The organism is Nitrospira sp. (assembly GCA_035968315.1).
In the GTDB taxonomy this organism is placed as follows: Bacteria; Nitrospirota; Nitrospiria; order Nitrospirales; family Nitrospiraceae; genus Nitrospira_D.
Genome location: JAVYIN010000007.1, coordinates 141,446 through 153,024 on the forward strand (window position 1 = coordinate 141,446; position 11,579 = coordinate 153,024).

The window sequence follows — 11,579 nt, forward strand, 5'->3', positions numbered from 1 at the left end:
TGAGGGAGTCGATCGGCAATGAGCCAACCTGAAGCCTTCTCCCGTGTCCTCATCGACAAAGCATTGGAATTTAGTGGATGGGATTTGCTGAATCCTCAGCAGGTTCAGTTCGAGTTGCATACAGGGAATGGGCGGGCAGATTATCTGCTGAAGGACAGTTTAGGCCGGGTACTCTGCGTGCTCGAAGCAAAACGCGAAGGCCGTGATCCCTACGATGCAAAAGAACAGGCCCGTGGTTATGCCGGGAGCCTCAAGGCTCCCTTCATCATATTGTCCAACGGCCGCGAGCATTGGTTTTGGAATTATGAGCGGGCCGGCCAGCGCGACGCCTACCGCATCGAGCGGCTGCCCTCGCGTGATGATCTTGAACGAGCCCGGCTCAAGAATCTTCAGCCGCCGCGTCCCCTCGGAAGCGAACTCATCACGCCCGAGTATCTCCGCCAGCTCAAGCCCGGCCTCACGCTGAGGCGCTATCAGATTCACGCCATGGATGAGATTGCCAGGCACTTTGATGCCCAAGGCCTGCGGAAGTTCCTCCTGGAGATGGCGACGGGTACGGGCAAGACGCTGCTCTGTGCCGCGCTGATTCGCCGCTTTCTCATGACCCGCAATGCCGAACGCGTGCTGTTCATCGTGGATCGCATCGAGCTGGCGAAGCAGACCATCGAAGACTTTGCCGCCGTCTTGCCGGAGTTCAAGCCGGTGATCTACAAAACCGCTCGCCGGACCGGTGAGCTGCTGGGATCGTCCGTCGTGATCGCGACCATTCAATCGCTGCTGACCGATCGCCGCTATCGAGACGAGTTCACGCCCTTCTATTTCGATCTCGTCATCAACGATGAGGCGCATCGGTCCATCTATGGCGATGCCCGCGAAGTCGTGCAATTTTTCCAGGCCACGCGCATTGGTCTGACGGCCACGCCCAAGGCCTATCTCAAGAACGTCGATATTGAGAAATTGGCCGAGGAGAATCCCAAGGCGCTGGAGGCGCGTCAGTTGCGCGACACGTACCATTACTTCGGGTGCAAGCCGGGCTTCCCCACGTTTCGCTACGACATCATCGACGCTGTCAAAGATTCGGAAGGCCCGTTCCTCTGTCTGCCGAAGATTTTCGACCTCCGTTCCGATATCACGACTAAGGCGCTGGCTGAGTCCGGCTGGGCCGTCGTCGTCAACGAGAAGGAAGAGAGTTTTAAGATCCAGGATCTGGAAAAGAAGATCTTCACGCCGGCACGGAACCGGCTGATGTGCGAAGCCTTTCTGAAGGAGGCGCAGCAAGATCCGGCAGGGGCCATCGGCAAGTCCATCGTGTTTGCCGTGAATCAGGCACATGCCACCAACCTCACGAAGATCTTCAACGAGCTGCAGCCCGGCATCGCCTTGACCATCACCTCGCGCATCCCCGAGGCATCGGTGCTGGCGAAAGAGTTTCGTGACGGCAAACGGCACGAGCGCATTGCGGTGTCCGTGGACATGCTTTCAACCGGCTACAATTGCCGCGACGTGCTGAACATCGGCCTCTTTCGCCCGGTGTTCTCGCCGACGGAATATATTCAGATCAAAGGCCGGGGGACCCGTCGCTATACCTTCATGATCGGCCACACCGCTTATGAGAAGGCCTGTTTCTACCTCCTCGACTTTTGTGCCGTCGCGGAATACTTCGAGGACCAATACAATTACTCGGTCCCATTGAAGGCTCCGCGCGAAAAGAAATCCCCGGCCTCAACGGATTCGTATGCCCAGGGCGATGGCGGCAACAGTGTGGCGGCAGAAGCTCAACCGGATCTTCCTCGGGGGGAACGGCCGCAGCGCGAGATCCCGACCTGGGAGGGGATCGACACCCTCGTGAGTCAGGAGGTGCGGATCGTCGGCCCCAATGGCGAAAAGGTCGATGTCATGACCTTCCGTGGCGGCTACGAGCGGGATATCAAAGAATTCGTTGCGCAGACGCCTGCGCTGCAAGACGCCGTAGAAGCTGAGGACGACGACGCCATCGAAGCCATTCTCAATGAGCGGTTTTACCATCGCCCGGAGATGTATTATTCGCCGGACAAGCTGATCGTCTCCTATGGCGTGCCGGCGACGACACCGGCTTTTGTCTATCATGCGCTCGGGCGCAAGCCGCTCCCCACGCGCGACGCCATCGTGACGGACACGGTCGATTCCATCGCCGCCCGGTTCAACCTCCGGTACAGTGAGCAGAAGTGGGTCGATGCCACCGCGCAATTGCTGGCCGAAGATCCTGCGGCGCTTCGCCGCTTTCTGGCAGGAGACATGACGCTGTTCACGGCGAGTCAGTTCAACCAGTTGGGCGGCGTCTCCGCGCTCGCCCGATTTGAGGATCGAGAGCAAGTCTTCGACGCCTTGCGCCAGTCCACGCTCGTCCGGCAAAGTGCATTGGGCGGCTCACAATTGCCCACTAGCCCTCCTCAGTGAATGGCTCAACTGAACGGATGAGCATATGACTCACATGGTACAGCCACCACCATTGTCCCCGCCATTCGACGACAAGCTCATCGACGAGTTTCTCCAATGGCCGGAGAATAGCCAATTTGAATGCAAGCGATTGGCGGGGAAGTTGACCTCAGTCCTCGAATCCATTGTGGCTCTCGCTAACAGCGAGGGGGGTATCATTGCTTTGGGGTTCGAAGATCCCGATAAGGCAAAGGGCCGTGACCGCGTCTATGGTATCCAGGAAAATCCAAACAATTGGGATGAACTTCGGCGACACCTTCAGTCGCGCATTACTGAGCCCAATCTGCTCCCCTGTTCGCCCGTCGAGATAGGCTGCACACTCCGTGATGGAGCTAGGGGATCGGTCGTGTTCTTAAAAATCGAGAAGAGTAACCGCATCCATTCGATTGTGGATGACGGCACATGGGTTCGTCTCGAAAAGGGCAATAAAGAACTAACGGCGAATGAGATCAATGATCTGTGTTTTTCGCGCGGCACGATTTCTGTTGAAGCCCAGTTAGAACCGATCGAGATCGAGTTACTCGATACCGACTACTGGAAACAGTATGCACAGCACCGTCGTCTTACGCGTCCCATCGCCGAGGCGTTGCGCCACATCGGTCTGGCTAGGCCAGATGCACAGGGGACATTGCGCCCAAGCCGTGCTGCCGTGCTGTTGTTTGCCGAGGAGCCGTCTGGCCTGCTCAGCGGCAAAGCCGCTGTTCGTGTGTTCCATTATCGCGGCAACCGTGTTCAGACTGATCCACACACCAACTTGCTCAAGCCGCCGCGAACGATCTCTGGTCCGATCATTCGTCAGATTCAAGACGCCACCGATTATGTGGTGAGTGAATTGGCTTCAGGCGTGCAAATGGGGCCCCTCGGGTTCGACATCGTCCAGAGCTATCCTGTCCGTGTCATCAAAGAGGCCATCACGAATGCCCTTATCCACCGAGACTATCGTCTGTCCGCCGATGTGCACATCCGGATCTTTTCCGATCGCATCGAGGTAGAAAGCCCTGGATTACTGGTCGGTCCGGTCACCGCTGCGAACATCGGCACCATCGGCACGCATGCCCGCAACCCCGTCTTAGTTAACCATCTCCGTGACTTTCCCACGCCACCGAATCTCGATGCTGGCGAGGGGGTCCGCATGATGTTCGGCACCATGCAGGCCGTCGGGCTATACCCGCCGCTCTACTTGACTCGTCCGCATGTTCAGCGTGAAGCGGTTATTGTTTTTCTACTGAACGAGCATCGGCCGACTGCCTGGGAACAGGTGAGCCGACACATTGACCAGCATGGTTCTATCGGCAATACCGAAGTTCGTGCGGCGATGGAAACAGACGATGTGCTGACAGCTTCAAAGCAGATTAAGAAGTGGCTTGACCAGGGTCTGTTGATTATTCTCAACCCCGCAGTGGGGACTCGCGCCCGGCGATATAGCAAACCGAATATGCCTCCTCCAATCCAGTTGTTTTCCTCCCTCGAAGGAAAACAACGAAAGGGGAAGGCGTAAGGCTAGGCAATTCAATAACTTGCAAAACCGTTGTTATCCAAAAGTCTCCCAATAAGCCATAAGCCGACCAAAGAAGGGTTCTAGAACTCCATGCGCACGCCTCCTGTACAGTCTGACTCCGTTGCCGCCCAGGCCCTTGCCGCGCCGTCGAATTTCTTTTCCTCCGGCCTCCGGCAGAAGGTCGATCAGCTCATGAACATCCTTTGGGCCGGGGGCGTGAACAATCCGATGGATTCCATCGAGCAGATTTCCTATCTGCTGTTCCTGCGATTGCTGACGGAGAAGGACAACGTCCTCGCCAGTCTCGACAAGAAATATGTCTGCATCTTCTCCGGCAAGTGGGCCAAATACGCCTGGGGCAACTTCGTCACGCTGGCCGGCAATGATCTCTTCACCGCCGTCCGCGATGCCATTGAAAAGCTGCATGAACTCCAGGGCTTGACCGACACCGGCAAGCTGCTCTTCAGCCGCGCCACCCTCAAGATCTACGACCGCCCAACCCTCCGCGCCGTGGTGCAAGCTATCCACGGGATGGACCTGTCCGCCCATGACGGCCACGACCTGAAGGGGGACATGTATGAGTATTTGCTGAGCAAACTGTCGGCCTCCGGCACCAACGGACAGTTTCGCACGCCGCGCCACATCATTGACCTGATTGTGGCGCTCGTAAACCCGCAACCGAAGCACCGGATCTGCGACCCGGCCTGCGGCACAGCGGGCTTTCTCATCTCGGCCTTTACGCACATCTTGCGCCAGCACACGAAACCGGCGGACCTGAAGCAGGGCCTAGTGGACGGCGGGCTCCTCAAGGCCGCGCAGTGGAAGTTCCTCGAAGAACAGGCCTTCACCGGCTTTGACAACGACGCGAATATGGTGAAGATCGCCATCTTGAACCTCTACCTCCACCAGTTGGAGAAAGCGCGCGTCTCCATGCTGAACCCGCTTACCACTGGCTTCGGCGGCGCCTATCCGGGCCAGCAGTTCGACATCATTCTTGCCAACCCGCCCTTCGCCGGAAAGGTGCAGGACGAAAGCATCCTGGCCGACCTCAACTACAAGCTGAATACCCGTTCGACGGAACTGCTGTTTCTCAAATGGTTCATCGACCATCTCGCGCCCGGCGGGCGCGCGGGCGTCATCGTGCCCAATGGGGTACTCTTCGGCTCCACCAACGCCGCCACCAGCCTGCGCGAGCTGCTCCTGACCGAGTGCGACCTGCAAGCGGTGATCAATCTGCCGAGCGGCGTGTTCAAGCCCTATTCCGGCGTCGGCACCGCCGCGCTGATCTTTGAGAAGGGCAAGAAGACAGAGAGTGTCTGGTTCTACGACCTCACCGCCGACGGCTACAGCCTGGACGACAAGCGCACGCCAATCGAGGCCAACGACATTCCCGACACACTGGCGAAATGGCCGAACCGTGAAGAAGGGCCGAACAGTTACCGGGTGCCGGTTCAGAAGATTCGGGAGCACGACTGGAGTCTCGCCGCAGGCCGCTATAAACCTGTCACAGCAAAAGCCGTCAACCATGACAAGCCTGCTGACATTCTCGGCGAGGTGCTTGAGCTTGAGAGTGAAATCGTCAAGCGCGGCAACGCTCTGCTTGGCCAAATCGGTAGAAAGAAATGAGCGGCTGGATTGCCAAACCGTTGGCTGATGCCTGCGAGAGAATAACAGATGGTTCTCATCGCACGCCGCCGTTCACAGAGGAAGGTTATCCATTCGCTACAGTGGCGCACGTGGATGACAATGGCATAATCGATCTTGCATCATGCAAGCGAATCTCACCCTCAGACTTTGAGGAGCTTAGACGAAACGACTGCCGTCCTTTGCCAGGTGATGTCCTCTTTTCCAAAGATGGTACGGTTGGCAAAGTGGCAGTTATTGATTTCGACGCCGACTTCGTTGTTCTTTCATCGCTGGCAATCCTTCGTCCAAAGCAAGATGTATTGAATCAACGATTTCTCGCTTATGCTTTGCGCTCCGAGGCCGTGCTTGGAGACGCCATCAACCGGAAATCTGGTTCGGCTATACGAAGAATCGTTTTGCGAGATCTCCGCCAAGTGTGTATTCCTATTCCTCCGCTGGTGGAGCAAGAGCGGATTGTGAAGCTGCTGGACGAAGCGGACGAGTTGCGGAAGCTACGCGCCCAAGCCGACCGCCGCACCGCCGACCTGATCCCAGCCCTCTTCCACGAAATGTTTGGAGAGAATGCGAAGAAGCCACACGCCCATGCAAAGCTGGGACAAATCGCTGAAGTTGTCTCTGGTGTTGCGAAGGGCCGGAAGTTCAACGGACGGTTGCCTGTCGAAGTTCCTTACCTTCGTGTGGCAAACGTGCAGGCAGGGCATCTTGATCTGTCAGAAATCAAAACGATTCAGGCGTTGCCGGAAGAAGTCGAAGAACTTGCGCTGCGGAAGGGAGACGTACTGCTCACAGAAGGCGGCGACTTCGACAAGTTGGGACGTGGGGCAATGCTGGAGCAAGACCTCCCAAACTACATCCACCAAAATCATGTCTTTCGTGTGCGTGTTGAGCAGTCGGAGCTCGATCCGGTCTATTTCGCTAAGTTCCTTTTGACCGGCGAGGCCCGCAGGTACTTCCTCGGTTGCGCCAAGAGGACGACGAACCTCGCGAGCATCAACATGACACAATTGCGTGCTCTGCCTGTTCCGCTTCCGCCACTTTTCCTGCAAAAGGAGTTCGCTGCCCGCGTGTCCGAGATCCGCGCCATGCAGGCTGAGCAAGCCGCTTCCCGCCGCCGCCTGGACGATCTCTTTCACTCCATGCTCCATCGCGTGTTTCAGGGAGAGCTATGAAGATTATCCGTGATTGTTTCGGGCGCTCCGTCAGGCTGACCGATGAGCGGGTCGTGCATATCCTTCAACATCAGGAAATGGCAGGGATGGAGGCAGAGATTGAGCGGGTGCTCCAAGCCCCGGCTGAAGTGCGCCTGTCTCGATCGGACGACACCGTGCAGTTGTTTTACGAATTCTACGCGCAAACGCTGGTTGGTGGGAAATGGCTCTGCGTCGTGGTAAAGTGCCCACCAGAGGATGCGTTTGTGGTGACGGCCTATTTGACCGATCGACTGAAGTCAGGAGAAACCATATGGCCGAAAAAGTAAAAGTCTGGTTTGACCCGGAAGCGGACTATCTCGAAGTGCAATTCCGTGAGGCGCCCGGCTTCATGCGCCCGACGGCTCATGATGCCGTCATGGAACGGGTGGACGAGGCGGGGCATGTCCTCGGTTTCAGCGTGCTTGGCGTCAGCCGCTTTCGCAAAGACCATCCGTTAGAAGCGGAATTGGTGGTCGGAGAGTGATCGTGCGGATGTTTGTGCCCGCCCCATCTACACTCACCGTCATCTCTACGCCGTTCGCGCCACCCACCTTCGATAATTGGAAGTCCTGCGAACTCCCGCCCCTATCTAGAGCAAGCCATCCCTTTTCATTCTTGGCATCGTGGTGAAAGTGATCGACGTGGATGTGAAGTGTGGCACCAGACTGACGGAGCGCTGAGGCCACACGATTCTTTCCCAGAGATCGGTCAAGAAAGAAGACGGGTCGTTCAGGCGGCTTCGACGGAGAGTTCGCACCTGATGGCTGCTTCGATTTCGAGGCGCCGCCGTCCATGGTCCACTGCCAAATCGTCCACGGATTCACCGGCTTTATATCGTTTTGCGATGACGTCCGTTGGAATGCCTGTGGTGCTGCGGTAATGCCGGCTGGACACCCAGTCTCGGATCGTTGTGCGCGGGATGCGCAAGTCATGTGTGGCTTCCATGCACCATAGGAGGGCACTTCCCCTAACAGACGTTTTGTTATGTTCACCAATGGGGATTGTGGTCGCGACGTAACCGCAGAGTCGCTTATTGTGTCGGCCAGGAATATTGCCTCGCGTCACTGATCGGACTTCCGTACGCCATTTGAGATGTGGTCCTTGAGACAACAGTGCTTGTATTTTTTCCCGCTGCCGCAGGGGCAGGGCGCGTTGCGGCTGATCCCCTGGCGGCGCCGGGGCACCAGCGAGAGCAGCGCGCCGGCATCCTGGTGAAAGAGGTCCCGCAGCAGCGCGTACAAGGCGGGATCGCGGCGCTGCAGCCGCTCGGGCGACGTGAAGAAATATTCCGCCAGCACCGCGAAGAATTCGTGCTCGTTCGTATAGGCGTAGGGGTTGATGTGGGCGCCATGCTTGGAGGGCCGCGCCAGCTCACGCCCCACGTACCGCACCCATTGGCGGACCGCCATCCAGGGCACTTCGGGAGGCAGCCCGTACTCGCCGGCTTCTATTTCGACCAGGTGCGCAAATTCATGCACCCCGACATTGTGGGTCCCAGGATCAGGGGCAAAACCTGCGAGCAGCGCGGGTTTCGAAAGAATCATCACTCCGCTCAAATGGTGGAGACCTGCCATCCCCACGATCGACGCCTCGCTTGTGTGCTGATAGGCATCGTCGAAGGTGTCCGGGTAGATCAGCACCTCCCGCAACTGATGATATTCCCAGTCGTGGAAGCCAAAGATCGGGATCACCGCGCTTGCCGCCACCAGTACCCGAATCGTCTCATCCACCTCCGTGCGAATGCCCGTGATCCGCACCTCGTCGAGAAAAATCTGCACCAGCTGCCGGAAGCGTGATTGTCCCGCCTTATCGAGTGCGGTGAAGAACGCCACCCGTTCGCGAAGAATCCGCTCCCATTCCTCGGGAAACGGCTGCCGCATTACCGCCGCCCGCCGGAGCGCCCGCCGCCGCACCCACCAATAGCTGAGGGGGCTGAGACTCAGCAGCAGCCAGAACGGAGGGGCGGCCCAGCCGAGCAAGATCGCGCCCCAGGCTACGAGCGCCGCCACCACGAATGCCTGCCGTCGGTTCCGACGATGACTGTCCGGCGTCACGAGCATCGAGTCGATCTCCAGGGAGGATATGGCCAATGCCACAATTCTACTCTGAACGCCCTGGCGGCTGTCTCTCTTGTGCCGGTGATATTTCTGGAGAGGGTGTGGCTGCCGTGCCTGCGCTGGCCGTGAGATTTGTACTATACTCCGGCTATGCCCATTCGCTCTGACCGTTCCTTCGCCGAGTCGCTCACCAGCGACCGCCGCCGGCAATTCTATGAAGATCATCGGTCCATTGCGGTATTGATGATCCTGATCGTGTTCCTCTCTCCCTTCGCCGGGCTCTACGTGACGGGCCTGTTTGGCGCGGTGCTCGGCCTGCTCTCGTCCATCGTGGCGTATTACCTGACGCCGTTTATCTGGCTCACGATCGGTCGCTGACGGCAGTTTGTTCCCGTGGTCGCAGGAATGCGGACGTGACGGGACATGATGTCTCGTTGTCACTCATGCGAAATTCAGCGGATGGGGGATGCGGTGAATATGAAGTCGGTTCGCTAGGGAGTTTTCGGTTCAGCCGGCGCGGGAGAGGCTGGTGCAGGCCGTTCGAGGCGTTCGAGGACATCCTGCTTCAGCCTGGTGGGCTCTTCAATCCGGTTATCCCGCTGGAGGATATTAATTTCCTTGGCTTTTCTGGCGCTGAGGTCCGCCATGTCGTGTTCGTCCCGGACGAGCTGGGGAGTCAGGAAAACAAGCAGGTTGAGTTTTTCTGTCTGGCGGCTTTGAAACCGGAAAAGCCAGCCAATCAAGGGGATATCCCCGAGGAGGGGAACTTTTCGCTCGCTGATGGTGACGTTGTCCCGCACGAGTCCGCCCACCACGATGGTTTGATTGTCTCTGGCGATGGTGGTCGTTTCCATGGACCGTTTGGTCGTGGTGGGACCGACAGGGATGCTGGCGGTGCCTGATCCGATGGTTTGCGCCACGTTTTCAGCGATGGCGGTAATTTCCTGTTTGAGCTCCAGGCGGATGAGGTCGTCCTCCAGAACCTGGGGGGTGAGTTCCAGTGTGACGCCGACGTCTTTCCGCTCAATGGTGACGAGGGTGCCGCCGGTGATGCCCTGGGCCTGGCCGGTCGGGAAAGGACGATTTTCACCGACGACGATTTTGGCCTTCTGGTTATCGGCGGCCAGGACTTGCGGCGTCGAGAGAATGTTCGTGTCCGTAAGGCTCATGAGCAGCTGCAGGAAGGCGCGGACATTGACCGTGTTGAGAACGGCGGCGGTGCCCCCCGAGGCGACGCCGCTGATGGTCTGGGCGATGGCGGCCAGATCTTCCGGTGCGCGATTGAATCCCGCGATCCCCTGCAGCGCTCCTGCTTTGCCGGAACCGATGACTTGGAGGGGGTCGGTGCCGATCTGTCGAAGCCGGTCAACCTGCACTTCCAAAATGACGGCCTCGACAAACACCTGTTTGCGGCGGGTATCCAAATCGTGAATAACCGATTGCAGGCGGCTGTATGCCGCCTTGGTGGCGCTGATGACAATGGCGTTCGTCGCTTTGTCGGCAAAGACTTGGACGGGGGCTTCGAATTCGGTCAGCGGCCGCATGGGGGGCCTCGTGCCCGGCGAGGTCTGGGCGACCGTTTGCGATCGGGCGACCAGGTTGGTCAGCACGGCGGCCAGGTCGGTGGCGTTGGCATGCTTGAGTTTGTACACGTACACACCACGCTCGGGAGGCAGTTCGCCCATGGGGACGATTTGATGGATGCCGCCCTTGGCCACGACAGCCAGGCGGCTGACCTCCAGCGCGGAGACGAACATGCTATAGGCCTGATCCGGAGTCACCTTCGTGGGGGAAAAGACGGAGATCTTGATGTTCTGTTTTTTGATCGTATCGTCGAGGACGAAGTTCTTGCCCGTCAACTCGCTGATGAACCGGACAAAGACCGGGATATCGACTTCATTGAAATCGAGGGTAATCTTGCCGGATGAGGTTCCCGGGGATTCGGCGTAGGCCGACATTGGCTGCATGGCCAGGAGGAGTGCCAAGGCCGCGCCAAGCCAGCGTCCCGTTCGGCGGGGTCGATACGGCGATGACAGGAACAAATCTCTAGCCACAATCCCTCAATACGTATTGGACCTAGCCGACAATGGACGAACGATCCCACCAGGGAAGCTATCATAGGGGGCGTGGAGAGACAACCGACGAGCAGATTTTTACCGGGGGGCTTCCGATGGGCCTCAGGATTTTCCCGATTCCAGCCGATAGAGCGATATCAGATGGACAACGGGTACTTGCTATGAACTCACAGCCCCTACACGATAAGGTTCAGGCGTTCGCACAACGCTTGCTTGACGAAGCACAGGGCGATCCTGTGCGTGCCTTGGGCCTTCTGGTGCTGGTCTTGGACGATGCCGAGCTGGAGTCTGGCGATCATGTGCATCGACTGGTGGCGCAGGTTCGGAAAGTGCTCGTGCCGGAGCATGCCATTGAGTCCGGCCAGCCCATTCAGCATCTTGCCGGAGAGGCGTCCTGGGAAGGCGTCCAGCATTGTTTGCGATGTGGGAAGGTCCTCACGAAGCAGGGCCGCGACGTGGAACATGCGATCCTGTCCGGCTATGTCTATGAGGTGGGGTCCCGTGTGACAGCGGATGCGTGCGATGATTTCGAGCCGTGCCAGTAGGACGGGCCTTCCCGGATCGTCTTATTCGCTTGTTCTGACGAACAATCCCTCTTCTAATCGCCCCAATTAAAATAAAAGCCGAACCCTGCGTG

Annotated in this window: 11 protein-coding genes; 8 read left to right on the forward strand and 3 right to left on the reverse strand. The window is 58.1% G+C overall.

All coding sequences use genetic code 11. The annotated features are described in order from the left end of the window. The first annotated feature begins 18 nt into the window (after positions 1 to 18). The 6 genes from RI101_10450 (at position 19) to RI101_10475 (ending at position 7,294) form a co-directional block, all read left to right on the forward strand. Positions 19 to 2,436 carry a DEAD/DEAH box helicase family protein gene (locus tag RI101_10450; protein ID MEC4890468.1) on the forward strand — a complete coding sequence of 806 codons (2,418 nt, stop codon included), beginning with the start codon at positions 19 to 21 and terminating at the stop codon, positions 2,434 to 2,436. A 34-nt stretch (positions 2,437 to 2,470) separates the two neighbouring features. Further along, complete coding sequence (locus RI101_10455) at positions 2,471 to 3,973, forward strand: ATP-binding protein (GenBank protein MEC4890469.1); 1,503 nt, start codon at positions 2,471 to 2,473, stop codon at positions 3,971 to 3,973. A gap of 90 nt (positions 3,974 to 4,063) precedes the next feature. Then, complete coding sequence (locus tag RI101_10460) at positions 4,064 to 5,599, forward strand: class I SAM-dependent DNA methyltransferase (protein ID MEC4890470.1); 1,536 nt, start codon at positions 4,064 to 4,066, stop codon at positions 5,597 to 5,599. Further along, positions 5,596 to 6,789, forward strand: coding sequence for a restriction endonuclease subunit S (locus RI101_10465; protein ID MEC4890471.1), 1,194 nt, complete (start codon positions 5,596 to 5,598; stop codon positions 6,787 to 6,789). Before RI101_10460 ends, RI101_10465 begins: the two co-directional genes overlap by 4 nt. Continuing rightward, positions 6,786 to 7,097, forward strand: coding sequence for a DUF4258 domain-containing protein (locus RI101_10470; GenBank protein MEC4890472.1), 312 nt, complete (start codon positions 6,786 to 6,788; stop codon positions 7,095 to 7,097). The genes RI101_10465 and RI101_10470 overlap by 4 nt, the downstream gene beginning before the upstream one ends. Then, entirely contained in the window at positions 7,082 to 7,294 is a 213-nt protein-coding gene (locus tag RI101_10475) for a DUF2283 domain-containing protein (protein MEC4890473.1), read from the forward strand. Before RI101_10470 ends, RI101_10475 begins: the two co-directional genes overlap by 16 nt. Before the next feature lie 245 nt (positions 7,295 to 7,539). On the opposite strand, the gene RI101_10480 is transcribed toward RI101_10475, so the two are convergent. Both RI101_10480 and RI101_10485 read right to left on the reverse strand, forming a co-directional pair. After that, positions 7,540 to 7,755, reverse strand: coding sequence for a hypothetical protein (locus RI101_10480; GenBank protein MEC4890474.1), 216 nt, complete (start codon positions 7,753 to 7,755; stop codon positions 7,540 to 7,542). 116 nt (positions 7,756 to 7,871) lie between these two features. Continuing rightward, entirely contained in the window at positions 7,872 to 8,900 is a 1,029-nt protein-coding gene (locus RI101_10485) for a zinc-dependent peptidase (protein MEC4890475.1), read from the reverse strand. A gap of 117 nt (positions 8,901 to 9,017) precedes the next feature. Between RI101_10485 and RI101_10490 the strand changes: the two genes are divergently transcribed. Further along, positions 9,018 to 9,245, forward strand: coding sequence for a hypothetical protein (locus tag RI101_10490; protein ID MEC4890476.1), 228 nt, complete (start codon positions 9,018 to 9,020; stop codon positions 9,243 to 9,245). A gap of 113 nt (positions 9,246 to 9,358) precedes the next feature. On the opposite strand, the gene RI101_10495 is transcribed toward RI101_10490, so the two are convergent. After that, positions 9,359 to 10,921: a secretin N-terminal domain-containing protein gene (locus RI101_10495; GenBank protein MEC4890477.1), complete on the reverse strand. Its 1,563-nt coding sequence runs from the start codon at positions 10,919 to 10,921 to the stop codon at positions 9,359 to 9,361. Between the two features lie 182 nt (positions 10,922 to 11,103). Between RI101_10495 and RI101_10500 the strand changes: the two genes are divergently transcribed. After that, the gene (locus RI101_10500; GenBank protein MEC4890478.1) at positions 11,104 to 11,487 is read left to right on the forward strand and encodes a hypothetical protein; all 384 of its coding nucleotides are present in this window, start codon (positions 11,104 to 11,106) and stop codon (positions 11,485 to 11,487) included. Positions 11,488 to 11,579 lie beyond the last annotated feature (92 nt).